This is a genomic window from Candidatus Cloacimonadaceae bacterium (genome assembly GCA_030693415.1).
Classification (GTDB): Bacteria; Cloacimonadota; Cloacimonadia; order Cloacimonadales; family Cloacimonadaceae; genus JAUYAR01.
The window spans coordinates 1-18,792 of the sequence record JAUYAR010000184.1; the positions used below are offsets into that span (position 1 = coordinate 1).

The window sequence follows — 18,792 nt, forward strand, 5'->3', positions numbered from 1 at the left end:
TGGGACTGAAGAACATCTTGATAGCCACTCCCACGAGCATAAAGAATTGGGTGGTGGAGACGCCCAAGAGGATTTTCATGTTCGTCTCCACCCTTGCCCTTCTGGTTACATGTGAGTTATTGCTGTTGCCGTTGCCATAGAGTTCCTCATGTACACTATTGAGTTTATCCTTTATTTCAGGTTTGCATTGGCAGACAGGCAGTTCCGCTGTTTCAGGTGTCTTAGTAGCTGCTTTCTTGCGCGGCATATCAGATACTTAGACAAGCCCTTTGATGAGATATACTCTGCCGGAGCTGCTGCCGGAGTACTCGGTGGAGATCACGACTGACCACAGCCCGTCTGCTTCTCCGCTCCATTCGATCACCCAGCGCATGCCATTAAAGATAGTGGCTCGGTCACGGTCTTTGTTCACTGCTACAATGGTGATTTCGGTGCCGCTGAACAGCGTGCCCTCGAAATAGTCCTTTTGCTTGGCAGAGATGCCGGAGATGACAAATTCCACAGTATTGGTTCGCTTGCCGGGAAGCAGGAAGTTGCGGGTCTTGAGCTTGGTAATCTTGCTGTCCGTTTTACCGGGTTTCTCTGCAAGCTCGCCAAGCTGCTTGAGAAAGGTGTTCAGTTCGGTTGCCATACTTGTTTTCGTGGCGAACTTAGTGCCGACTTCCGCAGCGGTGTAGCTTCCGATTCCGTAGAAGATGTCATCGGCGATATAGGTATCTATAAGCGCAGAATATAGCAGGTCGCCGGCGGTCATCCCGCTCGGATAGGTTGGTACGGTTAAGGGTGGCATCAGAACACTCCTTTAATCGCTCTGCCCAAGGAGAACAGCCATTTACGGTTATGGAACACATACTCGATAGCTCCGCCGATTGTGCCGAAGACCTTCATCACAATGTTGGTCTGCGATACCGGGAGGGTCTTGGTAGCACGTTCCACTGCCAATTGCTTCTTGGCATAGTCATCTAAGTTCTTGGTGGCAGGATTGATCTTGATATCCTGGATAATATCAAGGATGATGGCTAATGCAGCATTGATCTTGGTCTTGTCCAAGGTCCTGCCTGATACCCGAAAGATGATCCAGACTAAGAGGGTGGTGAGCAGTCCTAAGATAAAGGCTTGGTTGTTGATGATAAAGTCCATAGATTCTCCTTATGGTTACATTTTGTAAAAGATGAGATGCGCTACGCTGGCAGTTCCCGCTACGGCTCTGCGGATATAGATTATTCTTTGATTGATTACGGGAATGCGGGTGGGCACACCGACCGGGATGGTGGCAAACTGGTTGTTGGCATTGCTGTTATCGGCTCGGAGTCCAATCCCGCCTGTTGCAGGAGTAAGGAGCACCTCTACTGTCCCGGCAGGCACGGTGATGGCTCTCCAGAGCGTATCGGCACCCGGACTGTAAGCCAGGCAACTGAAGCTTTTGCTCAATTGGATAGGTATTTTGCGATTATCCACCGGCAGGGTGATCTGAGCGGACAGACTGCCGATAATGCTCAGCAGCACAGTGATCAGTATGATGGTTAAGATAGTCTTTGTCTTCATGAATTACCTCCTTTCAGGCTTAGATGACTTTGAAGACTTTGATGAAGTTGGGGATGTAGGTGATGCCGGGGCGGATGCGGATGTACCAGTGGTACTTCCAGTCGGCGCCATGGTGCTCCACTTTGAGTTCGGCATCGGTTCTGTAGCCGATGATGATGAACTTGGTCAGTCCGGCTACGATGTAGTTATCAGGCATCAGTCTGGCTTTGACGGGGATGCCGGCAAAGGAGACGTTGCCACCTTCCAATAAGAGACGGTCACCCACTCCGGTTTGACGTTTGGATAGTTCGCTTCGGATTCGGATCAGGTCTTTCTGGGAGACATAGAACTTGAAGCTCTCTTGCTCCTCTAACATCTCATCACCGAAGGCAAGCAGTGAAGCTTCAAAGCGTTCAGCAAAGGTCACGTAAGCGGAAGAATCGAGTTCAGTGACATCGGTGCCGGTGGTAGCGAGTTTGATAATGCCATTCAAGGCTTTGAGCTTATCTGTCCCACTGGCTCGATCACCTTTGAACAGCAGCAGGCGCATGGCTTTCTCGGTCTTCTTAGCAATATGCTGTTCCACATACGCACCGAAAGCTTGCTCGCCATACTTGTCCTTGTAGAACTCAACCACATCTCGTCCGAGAGTGAACTCAGCATTCAGGATACCTGTAGGCACAGACAGATCGGCAGTGGATACTCCCTGAGCCGTTAAAGCGCCATCAAGGCTGTTCTTGAAGACCAGATCGTCAATCAACCCGACGTCTATCTTCTCATCTTTCAGCAGTGGAATGACCGAGATATCGGAAAGGGTATCACCCGGTTGGCTTCCCACCACTTCATCGATAAACAGCGAAGTAGTGTTAGCCGTCAGGATGTTCATCGCCTTGCCGGAATCGACATCGGCGATGCCTTTGTAGATCTCCCGGTGGCTTGCCTTGACGATGACTTTATTGCCATCGATCATGACTTCCTTGTCCATGTTTTGCTGGTTTTCATCAGGCTCTCCGGGTATGCTTTTGGAGATAGCTCTGCTCATAGTGACGGACAGGTCTTTCAAGCTCTTCTCAATACTCTTGATGGCTTCCGAGACGATCACAGTACCGCTGCTCTTTTCGAGTTCAGTGATACGGTCGGTAATGGCAGCTATGCCCTTCTGCATCTCGCTGTTGTTGTTCAGTTCCGCTACCTTGCGAAGGGAATTGAGTTCGTTTTTGATCTCGGTCAGGCTGGCTTCGGTACCGCTGTAATCATCGGCTCTGCCATAGATGGAGACACCATTGAACTCGCCTTTTTCTACTTTCTGCCAGAGTTCCGAGTTGAGGTTTTCGCATTTGAGGACTTGTACCCAGGCACCCACTTTAGCATCGGGGAAATGCTCTTTGTCAGCAGTCTTGAGGATATAGTTCTCTACTACGGCAAACTCCGGGACCGGCTGCATGTTGTGGTTCACATCGCATTTGCCGACCAGACCGTGCTTGGCAAAGTGATCACAGGCTTTCTGTATCTCCTCTTTGGTGTAATAGTCGCCTTGGGAGTCGTGGATGTTGGGTTCCATCAGAGTGACATAAAGCCTTCCCTGAGTGCCGCTCGTTTCACTTTTGAACTTAGTAGAGTTGATCTTGTGCTCAAAGCTTCTGCCGTTAGCATTCTTGACTACGAAGCCCTTCTGGTTAGCCGGGTTCCTCTCATCAAAAAGCAGGGAGACCAGTTCGACTTCCACATTACGCAGTTCGCCCTTCTGAACGATCCTGCTTTTGTTTCCGAATAGATTCACAGTACCTCCTATGGTGTTGTGATAGTGTTGTTTGTTAAATTGTTGTTTCATTTTAGTTGATCACCGTTTCCTAAAAATTACGGCTTTGCTTGAATAACTGCTCATCGGCAGACTGCAGAGCTTCTGTGAGGTTACCGAAGTTGAAGTCAGCCGGAGTTACATTCCAGTTGAACTCGTAATTGAACTCGATGGCTAAGGTTAAGGCTAAGCGTTCCTGCAGGGGTTTTATCACGAAGTGATAGAACATCAGCATATCGCTTTTATTATCGCCACCTAACTGCCCTGGAATAAGCTGAGACACAACCCTTGCCGGGACCCGGTGATAAGCGAAGATGCCTTCTCTCAAATCCTTCTTAAGGGATAGAAAGCCACCTTCTCTGTCCTGCTGACGTAGCGGTTCAAGACGTATCTTGACGTCTTTACTTTCACTTTCAATCAGGACAGTGCTATGGCTCTTGGCATTGCCTTTGACATCTATTAAGGCTTTCTCAATCTCGGTATAGGCATCGGTCATTACTTCATTGCCCTGCTCATCTGTAACTGTGCCATCACGCAGAGTTCCACCCTCTACAATAACGAAATAGTCGATCATCAGGCCGTTCTGGAAGTTGTTATAATCGAAGGTCTTGATCTCGGATAAAATCTCAACGTTAATAGCTATTGGCAGACAGGACAGACCCCAGGCATTGGACTTATGGGTACTTTTCTTGATATGGATGATATCAGCATAAGCAAAGTCTTGCTTCTGGTTGTTCTTGGTCTGGATAAAGTTAGGTCGAAAGAACCCGAACTCATCATAGTTCTCCACTATTTGCACTTCTGTAGGCAACATGCGTTCCAGACCCATCCACTGCCCTTGGGCATTACGCATCTTGATCAGAAAGCCATTTCCACAGGCGATATAGAACTTGATCAACTCGCCTAAGATAGTAGTCTGGTCTTCACAAGCAGGGAACTCGGCTGTCTCCATCCACTTGGTGACATTACTATTCTTGCATTCAAACTGCATGACGGTTGCCATCATAATGGCATCCACACAGCCGGAATGGTACTCATCTGTATCTAAGAGAGCTAAGAGTTTACTCATTAAATAGGGCTGGGAGACGACTTTCTTGCTTTCAGCTTCTTTGGATATCAGTCGCTTGCCGATTCTCTTCATTACCGCTAAGTCTACAGTCTCAGGCTTGTATTTGCTTTCTAACAGGTCAGTGGCAGAGCTGATGCCGACATTGTGATTACCGAGCCTCATCACCCTCATTTCAGACCCTTTTCGTGTATTTCGTGTTTTTCGTGGTTAATGAAGCTCATGATGCAGCTCCCGAGCCACTCTTGAGCAGGTCGAGTTTTGCGATTCTAACCAGACGGGTGCCGTCTATCCTGGAGGTGTAATACTCAATATGTGGGATATCTCTATTGGAAAACTTGAGATAGTTCTCTCTGAACTCCTCTTTGAAATTATACAGTGCCAGATCAGGATCATCCACGTTCTGGGCATTGACGATCAGATAGACAGTCCAGGCAATATCGGTGGAAGTAAACTGTCTGGAAGTGGGTTTGATACCATCTTCAGCATCCAGGATTACAATAGCGCAAGGCAGGGTCTTGGGAATACTGTCCTTGTTAAACATGATGTTCTGAACACAGGATTGCAAAGATTCGACTATTGTATCCCGCTGAGACAGAAACCTTTCCAAATTAGTCATAACCTGACCTCGATGGAGTTGAACTGCCGGTATATCCATTGCTCACGCTTAGTGATTACTTCTGAAAAAACGTTACGGGCAGCGATGCCTTCCCTTTTGATTTTGCCCCGAATGAGATATGCGATCTCAGCGATGGTCAGCTGCTTACCTGTCTCCTTGTCAGTCCAAGACAGGTGCTTGCGTTCGACCCAGGCGATTAAAGGGGCTATGGGAGTCCAGGAAGGCACCTTGCCGCCCAAAACGAATGGCTCGTGCTTGACATTGGACCCGACTCGAAGGATCATGCTGGAAGGTTGAGTCTCGACCAGATAACCCGTATTGCCATAGAAGTCGCCCTTATCGTAAATCTGTTTTACCAATATCTCCTTGCGGGAATCGGCATCGATAACAGAACCGATTAGATGCAGTCTGCTCTCCAAGGCGGTATAGATAGCCCGGTAGATCTCGATCATCAGTTCATCCGCTGACTCAAAAACTCTATCAGCCATCAGATGACTCCTGCTCGGAACTTCTTGGAGACTTTAGGTGACAGCTGCTCCAGACGGTCTTTTCCGACTTGGCTCAGGTAAGGTGACAATGATTGAAGCGCACGCTTCTCGAGGTTGAATTTGAATGCGTCAATTTCCGCCCCTGTGAGCAGTTCAGTGGCTGACTGGTCTAATCCCACTGATTTGACTATGCCCTCGCCCAGCGTCTTCAAATTGAGGAACTCGCAAGTGGAGTAGAGCATATAGAAACAATACCCAAAACGGAAAGAGGTGTAATAAGCTTCGCCCATATACACGCTGGGATAAACTGCGTTTAGATAATACTCTTCTTGCACCACACTGCGGATAAGCTCTATAACCAATTGGCTGTGCTCGCTGAATATGGGCTTTTCATGCATCTCAGTCGGTAGATTAAGCACTGAGGTCATAACATAAGCGGTTATGGGAATAGCAGTCGGGATCTGCTGCATCAACCTTTCCTCATCAGTTCGGATAGTTCAATGGCTCTGCGACCGACCTGTTTTGCCCACTTGGATACTAACATGTTATTGGCAGCTCTCTCAAAATCTCCAGCACCAATGAAAGCCAGGGTATTCTTGAAACCCATCAAACCAGTAATGCCGAGATTGAAGCACATGTTCAGAAGCACAGATTTGCGGATATCATTCAACCTTAAATATACAAGAGGAATATGCTCAAGCAGTTCAGTTTCACAGTGCAAAATGTCGTTCTCTAACAGGTATATAGCTTCTTTCTGGGAGATGCCATTTGCATCGAGATTACGACCAACTCCGATAGTCAGTTTGCCTGCAGTGCAGCGATAAGGTTTTAGCTTAAGTCCCTCATGTCTTAGTAACTGTTCTTTGACTTTCTGCAAAAGGATCTGTTCCATGTTTGCTCCAATAATCTTAGTCTGGAGCTATGAAACCATCCTACAATAATCTGACAAAACAGGATGCATAAGGATGCCACAGAATTTGTAGTTGACAGATATACCCTGTGTAGCTATTTGAAAAAAATGGAAAACTTCTGATTATTGCATAACTACTGAAGTTTTCACAAGAGTGGTCGTCGAGCAAGAAAGCTCAACCCCATAAGCGTGCAAAATATTGTAAACAATAAGATAAGGGAATTTGAGATGCCTATGAAAAAGGAAATTAAAAATCCGATCGAGACATACTTGCATACGAAAGAGGAGCGTTTAAACAATCCTCCTGTAGGGATGGTAACTCCAGAAACAGACCCTGATGGAAGTAAAAAATCATATAGTTATGATCCACATATAGACCCTCAGCTTCAATGGGCTGGAAAGCAAGAACATCTAAGTTTTGAAGTCCCTACGGTATCCCTGCATGTTCATGAAAGAATCGATCCACTGACGATTATAGACGCAGTCAGAAAAAAGAGGATTGACGAAGAAGATGATCAGATTGAGATTTCGTTGTTTAGCAAACCTGAAGAGAATCCACCACTTCGAGAAGCAATCCAATTTTACAAGCATAAACACAATTGGTCAAACAGGTTGATCGCTGGCGACTCACTTCTGGTGATGAATTCATTACTGGAAAAAGAGGGGATGGGAGGCAAGGTTCAAACAATATATTTTGATCCCCCATACGGTATCAAATATGGTTCGAATTTTCAACCCTTTACTAACAAAAAGAAAGTAGATGACAAAGACGATGATATGTCCATTGAACCAGAAACAATTAAGGCTTTTAGAGACACTTGGGAGCTGGGTATTCATTCATATCTGACATATATTCGAGATAGGCTGCTGTTATCTTGGCAATTATTGGATGACACTGGAAGTATTTTCCTTCAGATAAATGACAATAATCTACATTTAGTAAAAAACGTTTTAGATGAGATATTTGGATATGAGAATTGTGTTAATATCATCCCTTTTAAGAAGAGAGCTTCTTTTTTATCAAGATTTGGGAAGGGCCTATTCGAGCTCTTTGACTACATTGTTTGGTTTGCAAAAGACATTGATAAGATCAAAGTAAACCCCCTTTATATTCCAGTTGATAAGATGCAGCAACTGAAGGGGGAATTCAGATTTTACGATGATATACAAGGTATCAGGAAATTATCTGATGAAGACATCCTAAACTCTGAATTGGATTTATCTAGGGTGTTTAGAACTCATTCAGCATCAAAGAAAAGTACCAACCCCCAACATACAGAACCAGTTACAATTGGAACGGAAATTTTGCACCCTCCTATAGGACATGAATGGAAAGCTAATCCAGAAGGAATGAAGAGACTTGTCGAGTTAAATAGATTGGTAGCGGGGAGTCAAACTCGGCCATACAAAATTTATTTCTCAGACTTTCCTTATCAGTTGCTGAACAATCTTTGGGATGATACTCTTGCAGAGCAGAACCCGATTTATGCAGTACAAACAGATGAATTACCCATACAACGATGTATTCTTCTTTCGTCAGACCCCGGAGATGTTGTATTGGACATTACTTGTGGTAGCGGAACATCGGCTCTCGTGGCTGAACAATGGGGGCGTAGGTGGATAACTTGTGATACATCAAGGGTTGCAATAACTCTCACAAAGATCAGATTAATGTCATCTACTTTCCCTTATTACGAGTTAGCGCATCCATCTGAAGGTATTGGTAGTGGATTCAATTACAAATCTAAGAGTAGAATTAAATTAGAAACAATTGCACGAAATGAGCCTCCTGAAGAGATTCTACTATATGATAAACCTATACAAGATAGTTCTAAAGCACGAGTTACAGGACCTTTTACCGTAGAGGCTGTTCCAGCCCCAGCAGCGAAAAGTATAGATGAGATTATTCAAGGTAGCGAACCAGTTGCAGATAACAGTCTATCAAGATCTGGAGAAACATTACGTCAAGCCGAGTGGAGAGATGAACTGCTGAAAACAGGTGTAAGGGGCAAAAACAACCAGTACATAAAGTTTTCAAGAATCGAGCCTATTCCTGGTTGTCAGTGGATACATGCCGATGGAGAGACAAACCCAGAGTCCACAGAATCAGATCCAGTTAGAGTTGCAGTTTCTTTTGCATCAGAGTTTATGCCTCTGGAACAAAGACAGGTGTCGCTTGCTTTAGATGAAGCTCAAAGCTTGATACCTAAACCAAAGATATTGATATTCGCAGCATTTCAGTTTGACCCTGAAGCTGCAAAAGACATTGATGAAACGAATTGGCCCGGTGTACAAATGTTAAGAGTGCAAATGAATGCTGATCTGCTTACGGAAGACTTAAAAAAGAAAAGAGCATCAAATGACTCGTTTTGGCTTATTGGACAACCTGAAGTGATAGTTGAGAAAGTAGCGGATGACAAATACAAGGTTAAGGTCATGGGATTCGACTATTACAATACCAGAAATGGTCAGATTGAATCCGGTGGAAAAAATCAAATTGCCCTATGGATGCTTGATACAGATTATGATGGCAGAGCCATATTTCCAAAGCAAGTTTTCCTCCCTATGGCAGGTGATAAAGATGGATGGTCAAAACTGGCTCGAGACTTAAAAGCAAGCATAGATGATGACTTAATAGAAAAGTATCGTAGTACGGAATCACTTCCATTTAGTATTGGAAACCACAGACAAATTGCTGTAAAAATAGTTGATGATAGGGGTATCGAAAGCCTTGTTGTTAAGAGGTTAGACTAATGCCTCAGACGACAATAGATCGGCTAATTGTAAATAATCCCTATGAGGAACCACAATACTACTGGAAGTATGACCCCCCTACCAGATTGTTTGATTTGGCAGAAGGAAGGCGACCTGCAGGATATGTGGTTGCATCAGAACGGTCTAAGGCTTACGATGATCCTGGAATATTTGTGGAGATCCCTTTAGTTAATCAAATCCGACCAAGAATTAAAGCTTGGAGAGAAAACGGCTATCAAGGAGTTACAGGGATCACCAAACGATTACTCACATACTGGTATGACCCTGAAGAGTTTGAATCAAGACGTTTTTTCTTCTGCCAGTTGGAAGCAATAGAAACTCTGATTTGGTTAACTGAGGCACCATCATCTGAGAGAACAGGACTAGAAATACCCGATGATGGAGGATTGTTCCAGAGGATATGCTCAAAAATGGCTACTGGGTCAGGTAAAACTGTGGTAATGGCTATGCTAATTGCATGGCAGATACTTAACAAGATTACAAGTCCACAAGACAGAAGGTTCTCCAAATATGTCTTAGTCATGGCACCCGGATTAACGGTTAAAAACAGGTTATCAGTATTAGAGACAAGCAGTGAAGATAACTACTACGAAAAGTTTCGGATAGTCCCTGCTGCGTTGTATGACAAGCTAAGACAAGGTAAAGTTCAAATCAGAAATTGGCATGCATTAGCATGGGATTCTGAAGAGCAGATACAGAAAAGGCGATCAGTCGATAAACGTGGTGCTAAAAGCGACGAAGCCTATGTTAGAGAGACATTAGGCGAAATGTCAAATGCGAGAAACATACTCGTTATCAATGATGAAGCTCATCATGCTTGGAGGTTGAACACAACAGCCGAAGGGAAGTATTTAAGATCAAGAGACATGAAGGATAGCGCTGAAGAGGCAACAGTCTGGATAGGTGGTTTGGATCGAATCCATAGAACCAGGAATATCTTGTGTTGTTATGATTTTAGTGCCACCCCATTTACTCCATCTGGAAAGAAGAACAGTGATGAATCATTATTTGGATGGATTGTAAGTGATTTTGGGCTTAATGACGCTATTGAATCTGGGTTAGTAAAAACTCCTCGGGTAGTAATTAGAGATGATGCTCATCCTGATGCCAAGACATACAAATCAAGATTGTATCATATTTATAATGATGAAGAAGTAAAGACAGATCTAAACCGTTCTGCAAAGCCAGAAGAACCGCTACCAGACCTCGTGGTTAACGCTTATTATCTGCTTGGATACGATTGGAGAGAGACACTAAGGGCTTGGAAAGAATCGGGACAAACAGTTCCTCCCGTAATGATAACAGTTTGTAATCGCACAGAGACTGCAGCCAGAGTTAAGCATGCGTTTGATTATCGAAAAGTACACATAAATGAGCTGTGTGAGACTCAGAGAATACTTCATATCGACTCAAAAGTGCTTGCTATGGCAGAATCCCAGGATGTAATAACAATTGGTGCTGAGGATTTTGCTGATAATGAGGAACAAGCTGATGATGTTATAGCTACTCCCAAATACTCAAAAAAAGTGCAAGCTGAACTACTTAGGAAACAAGTAGATACGGTTGGACAGTTAGATAAAAATGGCAAATCATTACCTGGAACATACATCCAAAACGTTATCTCAGTGGGCATGCTTTCAGAAGGATGGGATGCAAAAACAGTAACACATATCATGGGGTTGCGAGCCTTTTCCAGTCAGCTATTATGTGAACAGGTAGTTGGTAGAGGTTTACGTAGAACTACTTATGATGTTGACCCCGTTACCGGGTTATTTGAACCTGAATATGTGAACATCTTTGGCGTGCCATTCACTTTTTTACCCCACGAAGGAGGAGAAGGGGGACCTCCACCGCCACCTAAACCCAAGACGATGATCATACCAATAGACGATAAATCCGAGTTCTGCTTATCATGGCCGAATATAGTCCGCATCGATAGAGTCTATCAACCAGGTTTGTCTCTCGATTGGGATCGAGTTAATCAATTAGAGTTAGATTCCTATGCGATTCGACAGATAGCAGCTTTGGCACCAATTGTTGATGGAAAACCGGACGTGACAAAAATAACTGAGATAGATTTGGAACATCTTGCAAGTGAGTTTAGAACGCAACGAATTGTATTTGAAGCAGCGAGGGATAATTATCACTTGATGGGATCTAATTGGAAAGGTAATAAAGAGTATTTGTTAGCGCAGCTTGTTCGATTAGTTGAAGAATTTATAGCTTCTGATTGCATTGTAGTTGACCCTCCAATATTTAATCTGGATGATTTGCGTAGAAGACTGGTAATTACCCTTAACATGAGCAAAGTGATTCAGCATATCAGTGATGCGATTAGGTATTCCAATACTGAACGTTTAGAGCCAATATTTGATAGAGATCATCCGGTACTTTCTACATCTGATATGCCAGTCTGGTACACCAGCAAACCATGCGAATACACAGCGAAATCGCATATTAACTATGTGGTATTGGATAGTACATGGGAATCTTCAGAGGCTTTTCATCTCGATCATAATCCGGAGATTGATGCCTGGGTCAAAAATGATCATTTGAACTTTGAAATTCTCTATATTTACAAAGGTGTTGTCAAGAAGTATCGCCCCGACTTCATCATCAGAAAGAAATCTGGTGAGATGTGTATTTTGGAAACGAAAGGTCAAGAGACTGAACAGGATAGAGTAAAAAAACGCTACCTACAAGAATGGATCGATGCTGTTAACCAGCATGGTGGGTTTGGAAAATGGGGAATTATGCAGTCACAATATCTTAGAGTCTGAGAGAGATGATATGGAAATCAAACAAATTCAGTTAACTGATCCCAGGCATGTACCCAATCTAAGCCCTGAAATTATTATTTGCAAGGGTAAGGCCGCCGCAGTTTGTCTTCAAAATGTTGGTAAGCAAACAGGAGTTGAACTACAAGTCACTGGAAGCATAGTGAATACTATCGGCTTGAATTGGTTTGAATTGGCTGAATGTGATTTTAATAGTTACGCAGATTCACAAGAGACCACTGAATGGGGAGCCGAAGCTATCGCATTCATCGTTGTAAATGAATTCACAGAATACCAAGTTATTAAAAGATCATATAAAGGAACTGGATTTGATTACATGCTCGCCGACAAAGAATGCAAACTGTTTCAGGGTACTCAGGCTAAGTTGGAAGTATCAGGTATTCAAAACTTAAAGAATCCATCAGATTTGAAATCGAGGGTTAACCAAAAAGTCACTCAAGCATCACAAAAATTTAAGAATCTACCGGTTCTTGTTATTGTAACAGCTTTCTCTACACCCAAGGCGGAGGTGTCTCATGTTGCAGGTAATTGAAAAAATACATGATGAAGCGATGGAAATTATTGATAAATCACATATTGCGACTCTTAGTGGGGATATCGAGCTTGCCAAGCAACTAAAATTACAAGCTTATGAAAAAGAGAAAGAAGCAGCTAATTGTTTGTTAAATGATTACATTGAGCCTTCAAGATCGATTCTTTTTAGAAGCGCTGCAAGCTTAGCTTACGATTTAGGATTGTTTGGAGAAGCTGAGAAACTAGCTTGTATGGGTCTTATAGGCTTCCCTCCTGAATGGGTTGCTGATGAACTTCGGGATTTATATGAGAACATCAATCAAGGTAGGCATTTGGATATTAAAGGATCTCGCCTTTCTGACGAAGAATTTCAGATGTCTCTAACGGGGAATGATGTCGGATATGGTTTTGCAAGATTTGAAGATTATTTACCGCGTGCAGAAGCGATTTCGAAACTTATACAACGAACAGCTCAAAGAAAATCTCAAAATGGAGAATTTACCAAAAGAATCCCCAAATCTATTATCGATGGTTTCACTCCTTACATATCAGTCCCACGAGCCGCTAGTTTTGCAGTGACATTCAAGATTGCTGTTCCCGGAGAACAGATTGTCCTCTTTGAAGCTGTCCCCAAAAAGGATATTATCAAGGAAGTTCTTGAGTGTATTGAACTACTGGAAAATAATAAAGTGGAAGAACTGAGAACCAAAATTGACTCCAAAGAATATTATGATAATTTCGTCGGTATTTGTGATAATCTGCTTCCAGATGGTGACAGTATCAAGACCGTCGGTTTTACATATTCATCAGATTCAGGTGAAAAACGCGTTGTAGTTAAAACTGTAAAAGAGAAACTTGAGGTTTCAACAGAACTACCGACTTCTGGTTCTAACAATCTACTTGATGGAATAAAAAACGGCGAAGAGGTCACTATTCGTGGTATCTTAGAAGTAGCTGATAAAAGTAAAGACAAACCAGAGATCCAGATTAACTGCAATGATGTTCTTTACCGGGTTCGTGTACCAGAAGGACAGATTGACGATGTTGTTCGCCCATTATGGGATAAAACTGTTATACTTAAAGGGAAAAAATACTCCAAAACCATTATTGATCTTGAGAAAATTCAGGAATACGTCAATGAGTAGAGTAGTTAATAGTGTTATTGGAATAGATATCTGGATTTATCACAGTTCAATGATAGGGTAATGGAGATCTTATGTATACTGATTTAGAACTATTTATCCCAGAAAAAGAAAAACAATTGAAAGGTAATTTTCTCGAGTATGTCGCAAAATGCATTTTAGAAAGTTACGGATATCTTGTTACGCAGCAGGTGAGATTAACCGGCATGGAAATAGATTTAATTGCCAAGAGCGAGGTTACGCATGAGGATATTTTTGTTGAATGTAAGTTCCATGCGGATGCTATACAGTCTGCAGATATCGACAAATTTATAGGCAAATGTGTTCGGCAAAAAATCAAAACAGGTCTTTTTGTCCATACATCTTCACTTGGTAAAGAAGCAAAGGGAATCGAATATGAAATGGAGCGAGAGCAGAACCCTTCTATAAAGGTTCTGTTTTGGAACCGAGAAAAAATTCTTAAAGGGCTCCAAAACACATATAGAGATATTTTACGAGACACAAATAATGCTAATAATTGCAATTACATCATGGGCATTGGAGAAGATCGTATACCTTTTATCTTTTATATTGATACTAATGACCAATCGAAAAGCATTATTAAGGTCATCAGAAATAGTCAGTCACAACCTCTGGATGTTATTCAATCGTTAATACTGACAAATGCAAAGTATAGTGGTTATACCATAATCGAGCATAGCCATGATATTCATCAATCCCAAGTTTCAGATTTGGTAGGAAGTTCTGTGAGGGATACAGTAGTACAAATCATACCGGCTGACGACATTTTTGATTACAGGCCATCAAAACCCATTGACTTTGTTGGAAGATCTGACCTATTAGACCAGTTCAAGAGCTTTTTTGCAGATGTTCAAAATAAAAAAACACAAACTAGATTGATTAGTCTGGAAGGTCCTTCTGGTTATGGGAAATCTTCATTTCTTCTGAAGTTAGCAGATGAGCTTAGCAAAAACAAGAAATGGCGATGTAATTGTTATACATACCTCGTAGATTGTCGATCTGCTACAACTGGTCAATTTGTTACAGCAGCATTAATAGAAGCCATAAAAGAGGCATCACGTACAGATTTTTTACAAGACCCAATCAATTACGAAAGCATTGTTTCTTCTCCTGATTTTCTTACTTCTGCTGGAATGCAATCTGTCTTAGATGAGTTAAACCAAAAAGGAAAAGTCTTCGTATTGTTTTTCGACCAGTTTGAAGAGATTTTAACCAAGCTTTCGTTAAATCCAGTGTTTCTTAATTTGCAGAGATTATTCCGAGAAGTTACTGCTACAGAGTGCAATATAATAATAGGATTCTCATTTAGAAGCCATATTTATTTTCAGGAGACTAATGAAGCCTACTATTTATTTAGAAGTACTGAGGATTACAGAAAAAAGTTCGAAATAGGGAACTTCAAGTCAAGTGATGTTCGATCTCTTATTAAGCAGTTTGAGAAAACGAAGTTTAAAGTGAATCCGCCCATAAAGCGCCGTATCGAAGAGCAATCTCAAGGGCTTCCTTGGCTTCTTCGAAAACTCTGCATTCATGTTTTTAAACATCTCCAAAGTCGAAATCAGTCAGAATTTATGACTGCAAACATGGATATTCAATTCTTGTTTGAAGCAGATTTAGAAAAGTTGTCTAAAGGTGAGAATCTCTGTCTTCGATATATAGCTAACAACTCACCAGTAGGATTTGACCATGTCATAGAAAACTATGGAGAAGATAACATATCCCGACTTCAACTGCAACGACTTATCATAAAAACAGGTACAAACTGCACTATTTACTGGGACGTTTTTAAAGAATATCTACTGACAGGAAAAACTCCTGTGATTCCATTTTCTTCAATACCACAATGCGAAATAACAATGCTCTTGAAAGCTATAAGGAATTTTCTGCCGGATAAGAAGCTGACTAACGCTTCTTTGTGTCAATTGACAAATTATAGCAATAAAACTGTAATGAACGTGTTGGCTGATCTGTTAACGCTCGAAATAATTGTAAAAGACAAATCGAGGTTCAAGCTATCTAATACATCCTCATTCCAGTCTGATCAAGAAATATCAAATCACCTAAAAGCAATATTATCAAAACACTATATAGTTATCAAGATGCAAAAACAGCTTAATGAGACTAGCAAAATCTCAACTAATAAAATAATGGAATTGATCGAGCAATCGTACGCATATGGCGCAGTAAACAAAGATACCTCAAGAACTTATACAAAGAGGTTTATTAAGTATCTTGAATACTCAGGATTGTTTATTGTTGATGGAACCGTTGTTCTAGTTAACCACACTAATAGAATCGATTATTCATTGTTTTACACTCCAAACAAGAGGGGGCTTGGAGTTTTATCAGGTTCTCCCAAAAAGGCTCTAAGATTATGCAATGAGATTCAACAAAGTGGGAGTTGCAGAAAGAACATCGAAGGTTATAGAAATACAATGAATGACTTAAATACCCTGGGCATTATTGATTTTCAGAGAGATACTATATACTTCAGAACCTCTTTTGTTACAAGTCTCGAAGAGCTAGGGTCAATAGAAAAGGCAATTGAATCTCAAATCAAGCAAAACGCATTCGTGGTTTCAATTATCGAGATTGTGTTGAATGGCACTGCTGATCCTCAGTTGATTTATGGTTTGTTAAAGAGAAAACACGATTTAAACTGGTCTCAATCATCAATTAAAAGGAATGTTTGCACGGCATTAAGATGGGTGAATTTCTACGGCATACTATGAATTTGTTTGGTTACTGAATTAGAACAGTGGCTGTCCTGCACTTCCAATGAAACGGTGGAAAAGGAGTATGCGATCCTGAGACACCTACTGGCTCATCCTGGTTGTTATAGACAATCTGATCATTACTGACCCATGGTGCGAGTGCTTTGATATAGTCTCTGGCATCGTCCAGGCTGTCTGACTTTGTATCCAGAGCCATCAGATTATCCATAACTTCAGTGGCATCGTTCAGGGGATAGACTTTGTCTTGGGCTGCCAAAGCCCGGCAGATGTCGCTGGTGCGGTCATCGAGGATAACCACGAGCTTGTAATACTTCGCTTGCGCTTTCTTGTATCCCTGCAATCTTCCAAACTCTCGTATCCGGAGAGCTGTATGCTCAGCCAATCCCTGCCAGTAGGCTTGGGACTTCTCACCAATATCACTAAACTGCTGTTTTAAGGTCTCAGTCAGCATTTCTTTAGTGTATCCCTGTTCTATGGCTTTGGATAGCACATCAGCGAAGTTTTGACGGATATCAGCATCAAAATGATTACCGAGCCAGAAGAGTTGGTGCTTTTGAATAGTGGATGATAAATGCTGGTCTTCGATTCCCCAGAGTCCGATGGATGTTTTGACCGGAGCACTTACTTGGGTATCTCTCAGTCCGAGCCGGATACAGCGGTCGATGTAAGCTTTGGTAGGATCGTTTACCTGTGAAGCAAAGTCATCTCCGAGCTGAGTATTGATGATATCCATCAGCTTGTCTATTTGGGTCTTACTGACCTTTTCACTTCTCGGCATATCACTCAGCATTTGGATAGCGAGGTAAGCTGCATCTTTGACTTCTGTCTTCCATGCATTGTTTAAGACCCGGTAATACTCTAACATGATCTGATCGTAATACTGCATCAGAAGGAAAACCTCCGGATCCGGACTCTGTTTCTGCCAATATCATATTCATTGAAGCGTTCCAGACATCCGGCAAGGGCATCACAGCCATCGATATAACCATCGGGATAGGTGAGGAACTGACTGATTAGGGTGGGTGTATCCTGCCCGTCCGGAAAGAGTATCTTGGCAGTCTCGATGCTGGTCTCGGTTCTCTCTATTCTAAGGTTCTTGTTTTCCTTGTTATCGATGCGCTTGATTCTGTGGGAGATGGGATTGAGGTTGTTATCCTTAGCCCACCTGTCAAAGTCGGCAAGGATACGAGCCTGACCATAACTGGTCTCGATGGCAGAGCGGAACTTGGCTTTGTAGATTGATTCCAGTTCCTGATAGGTATCATGGTAATATCTGAAGAACTTGGTATTCTCAGTCTGACGTATCCAGACATGGATTACATAGAACCTGTTGCCATCATAGCCAATGGAGATGATAGCTTTGAAACAGCCTTTCTCTCCCCATGCCGGGTCTGCATACATCCATACCCGCTTCATTAGAGATGGAGCAGGCAGGTTTCGATACTTGGTGAACCACTGGTGCTTGAAGATATTGCCTTCGATCACAGGCTGACCAAGCATCTCTCTTTGGTAACCGGTACTGCCGAACTTGGCTCTCAGGTTGGGAAGTGTACTTGTAGGGTATTGCTCTTCCCAAGCAGAGCTACCGTCCGGATTCTCCAAAGGAAAGCGCATAATAGCTCTCTGGTGGCATTTTAAGACTGGTTTTGACGTTACATCCAAGTCTGGATTATCTGCCTTTAAATCGTTTATTATGAGTTGCTGGAATTGGCAGATGGCATAGTTGGGTTGCACGAGGTTACCGAGCCAGATTACCTTGCCTGTTCCTTCCGGTGCTAAGGCTCCTGCCAACTCCTGAGTAATCTTGTCCATGCGTCTCTTACCGATGGACTGGTTACCCATGTTCTCTTCTTTGTCTATATCGTCACAGACGATCAGTCCAGGTCGTTTGGCAGTCTTGGGATTAAGAGTTCCCCTATGGGATTGCTTAATACTCCTGGCTCTGATGCGGGTCTTGTTTTTCAGATAGAAGTCCAAGTCAAAAGAGTCAACAGGCTGCAGTTCAGGATAATCCCCTAAGAGTCTGCGGTTATTGGTCAGTTCATGCAATGTGAAAGCAGTCCTTTCCTGTGAGAGATCGACATCGGCAGCCGTATGGATAACATACTTCTCGCCTTTGATAATCTTCCAGATCGGATAGACAATTCCCATCAGTACCGTTTTACCCAGTCCACGAAAACCGGTGATGGCGATGATACCTGAGCCCTTATCAGTCTCATCGAACATGGTTACATGGGCTGGGCAGAAAGGTAGTGGAAATATATGGGGAAAGTAAGTATGACAGAAGAACGAGAAGGCATCCCAACCATCAGTGTATGTCCTCTTTATCCGTTCAGCCTTAGCCTCAGGATTATCGTCTATAAAAGGCAAGACGGAGATCGTCTTGGATGCGATCTCCGCCAG

At 42.6% G+C, this 18,792-nt stretch carries 17 protein-coding genes; 5 read left to right on the forward strand and 12 right to left on the reverse strand.

The window, feature by feature from the left end; translation table 11 throughout:
* From Q8M98_11910 to Q8M98_11955, 10 genes are all read right to left on the reverse strand, one after another.
* Nucleotides 1-247 (reverse strand): hypothetical protein (locus Q8M98_11910; GenBank protein MDP3115456.1); only part of this gene is annotated, 247 nt, incomplete at its 3' end.
* 9 nt (nucleotides 248-256) lie between these two features.
* Nucleotides 257-790, reverse strand: coding sequence for a hypothetical protein (locus Q8M98_11915; protein MDP3115457.1), 534 nt, complete (start codon nucleotides 788-790; stop codon nucleotides 257-259).
* The gene (locus tag Q8M98_11920; GenBank protein ID MDP3115458.1) at nucleotides 790-1,140 is read right to left on the reverse strand and encodes a hypothetical protein; all 351 of its coding nucleotides are present in this window, start codon (nucleotides 1,138-1,140) and stop codon (nucleotides 790-792) included. The genes Q8M98_11915 and Q8M98_11920 overlap by 1 nt, the downstream gene beginning before the upstream one ends.
* Before the next feature lie 15 nt (nucleotides 1,141-1,155).
* Nucleotides 1,156-1,545, reverse strand: a complete 390-nt coding sequence (locus Q8M98_11925) for a hypothetical protein (protein MDP3115459.1) — start codon at nucleotides 1,543-1,545, stop codon at nucleotides 1,156-1,158.
* Nucleotides 1,546-1,564: 19 nt separating this feature from the next.
* Nucleotides 1,565-3,304, reverse strand: coding sequence for an XkdF-like putative serine protease domain-containing protein (locus Q8M98_11930; protein ID MDP3115460.1), 1,740 nt, complete (start codon nucleotides 3,302-3,304; stop codon nucleotides 1,565-1,567).
* 70 nt (nucleotides 3,305-3,374) lie between these two features.
* Nucleotides 3,375-4,553, reverse strand: a complete 1,179-nt coding sequence (locus tag Q8M98_11935; protein ID MDP3115461.1) for a phage portal protein — start codon at nucleotides 4,551-4,553, stop codon at nucleotides 3,375-3,377.
* A 55-nt stretch (nucleotides 4,554-4,608) separates the two neighbouring features.
* Nucleotides 4,609-5,007, reverse strand: a complete 399-nt coding sequence (locus tag Q8M98_11940) for a hypothetical protein (protein ID MDP3115462.1) — start codon at nucleotides 5,005-5,007, stop codon at nucleotides 4,609-4,611.
* Nucleotides 5,004-5,495 (reverse strand): hypothetical protein, encoded by a 492-nt coding sequence (locus Q8M98_11945; GenBank protein ID MDP3115463.1) that lies wholly within the window; start codon nucleotides 5,493-5,495, stop codon nucleotides 5,004-5,006. The genes Q8M98_11940 and Q8M98_11945 overlap by 4 nt, the downstream gene beginning before the upstream one ends.
* The gene (locus tag Q8M98_11950) at nucleotides 5,495-5,965 is read right to left on the reverse strand and encodes a hypothetical protein (protein MDP3115464.1); all 471 of its coding nucleotides are present in this window, start codon (nucleotides 5,963-5,965) and stop codon (nucleotides 5,495-5,497) included. The genes Q8M98_11945 and Q8M98_11950 overlap by 1 nt, the downstream gene beginning before the upstream one ends.
* Nucleotides 5,965-6,387, reverse strand: a complete 423-nt coding sequence (locus tag Q8M98_11955) for a glycoside hydrolase family protein (protein ID MDP3115465.1) — start codon at nucleotides 6,385-6,387, stop codon at nucleotides 5,965-5,967. The genes Q8M98_11950 and Q8M98_11955 overlap by 1 nt, the downstream gene beginning before the upstream one ends.
* Nucleotides 6,388-6,639: 252 nt before the next feature.
* Here Q8M98_11955 and Q8M98_11960 point away from each other — a divergent pair, with 252 nt between their 5' ends.
* From Q8M98_11960 to Q8M98_11980, 5 genes are all read left to right on the forward strand, one after another.
* Nucleotides 6,640-9,159: a site-specific DNA-methyltransferase gene (locus tag Q8M98_11960; GenBank protein MDP3115466.1), complete on the forward strand. Its 2,520-nt coding sequence runs from the start codon at nucleotides 6,640-6,642 to the stop codon at nucleotides 9,157-9,159.
* On the forward strand, nucleotides 9,159-11,960 hold the full coding sequence (locus tag Q8M98_11965; protein ID MDP3115467.1) for a DEAD/DEAH box helicase family protein: 2,802 nt from the start codon (nucleotides 9,159-9,161) through the stop codon (nucleotides 11,958-11,960). The genes Q8M98_11960 and Q8M98_11965 overlap by 1 nt, the downstream gene beginning before the upstream one ends.
* Before the next feature lie 10 nt (nucleotides 11,961-11,970).
* A complete protein-coding gene (locus Q8M98_11970; GenBank protein ID MDP3115468.1) occupies nucleotides 11,971-12,510 on the forward strand; it encodes a hypothetical protein in 540 nt (179 codons plus the stop codon).
* Entirely contained in the window at nucleotides 12,494-13,636 is a 1,143-nt protein-coding gene (locus Q8M98_11975) for a hypothetical protein (protein ID MDP3115469.1), read from the forward strand. The genes Q8M98_11970 and Q8M98_11975 overlap by 17 nt, the downstream gene beginning before the upstream one ends.
* 71 nt (nucleotides 13,637-13,707) lie before the next feature.
* Complete coding sequence (locus Q8M98_11980; protein ID MDP3115470.1) at nucleotides 13,708-16,386, forward strand: restriction endonuclease; 2,679 nt, start codon at nucleotides 13,708-13,710, stop codon at nucleotides 16,384-16,386.
* Between the two features lie 10 nt (nucleotides 16,387-16,396).
* Here Q8M98_11980 and Q8M98_11985 read toward each other — a convergent pair whose 3' ends face one another.
* Together Q8M98_11985 and Q8M98_11990 are read right to left on the reverse strand one after the other, a co-directional pair.
* Nucleotides 16,397-17,275, reverse strand: a complete 879-nt coding sequence (locus Q8M98_11985) for a phage minor head protein (protein MDP3115471.1) — start codon at nucleotides 17,273-17,275, stop codon at nucleotides 16,397-16,399.
* Nucleotides 17,275-18,792: hypothetical protein (locus Q8M98_11990; GenBank protein ID MDP3115472.1), on the reverse strand; the 1,518-nt coding region annotated here is incomplete at its 5' end. The genes Q8M98_11985 and Q8M98_11990, both read right to left, overlap by 1 nt.

What these genes read in the sequence shown, in the direction of transcription:
- Q8M98_11915 (MDP3115457.1), bottom strand. Translation starts at nt 790, where the DNA reads ATGCCACCCTTAACCGTACCAACCTATCCGAGCGGGATGACCGCCGGC.
- Q8M98_11920 (MDP3115458.1), bottom strand. Translation starts at nt 1,140, where the DNA reads ATGGACTTTATCATCAACAACCAAGCCTTTATCTTAGGACTGCTCACC.
- Q8M98_11925 (MDP3115459.1), bottom strand. Translation starts at nt 1,545, where the DNA reads ATGAAGACAAAGACTATCTTAACCATCATACTGATCACTGTGCTGCTG.
- Q8M98_11935 (MDP3115461.1), bottom strand. Translation starts at nt 4,553, where the DNA reads ATGAGGCTCGGTAATCACAATGTCGGCATCAGCTCTGCCACTGACCTG.
- Q8M98_11940 (MDP3115462.1), bottom strand. Translation starts at nt 5,007, where the DNA reads ATGACTAATTTGGAAAGGTTTCTGTCTCAGCGGGATACAATAGTCGAA.
- Q8M98_11945 (MDP3115463.1), bottom strand. Translation starts at nt 5,495, where the DNA reads ATGGCTGATAGAGTTTTTGAGTCAGCGGATGAACTGATGATCGAGATC.
- Q8M98_11950 (MDP3115464.1), bottom strand. Translation starts at nt 5,965, where the DNA reads ATGCAGCAGATCCCGACTGCTATTCCCATAACCGCTTATGTTATGACC.
- Q8M98_11955 (MDP3115465.1), bottom strand. Translation starts at nt 6,387, where the DNA reads ATGGAACAGATCCTTTTGCAGAAAGTCAAAGAACAGTTACTAAGACAT.
- Q8M98_11960 (MDP3115466.1), top strand. Translation starts at nt 6,640, where the DNA reads ATGAAAAAGGAAATTAAAAATCCGATCGAGACATACTTGCATACGAAA.
- Q8M98_11965 (MDP3115467.1), top strand. Translation starts at nt 9,159, where the DNA reads ATGCCTCAGACGACAATAGATCGGCTAATTGTAAATAATCCCTATGAG.
- Q8M98_11970 (MDP3115468.1), top strand. Translation starts at nt 11,971, where the DNA reads ATGGAAATCAAACAAATTCAGTTAACTGATCCCAGGCATGTACCCAAT.
- Q8M98_11975 (MDP3115469.1), top strand. Translation starts at nt 12,494, where the DNA reads ATGTTGCAGGTAATTGAAAAAATACATGATGAAGCGATGGAAATTATT.
- Q8M98_11980 (MDP3115470.1), top strand. Translation starts at nt 13,708, where the DNA reads ATGTATACTGATTTAGAACTATTTATCCCAGAAAAAGAAAAACAATTG.
- Q8M98_11985 (MDP3115471.1), bottom strand. Translation starts at nt 17,275, where the DNA reads ATGCAGTATTACGATCAGATCATGTTAGAGTATTACCGGGTCTTAAAC.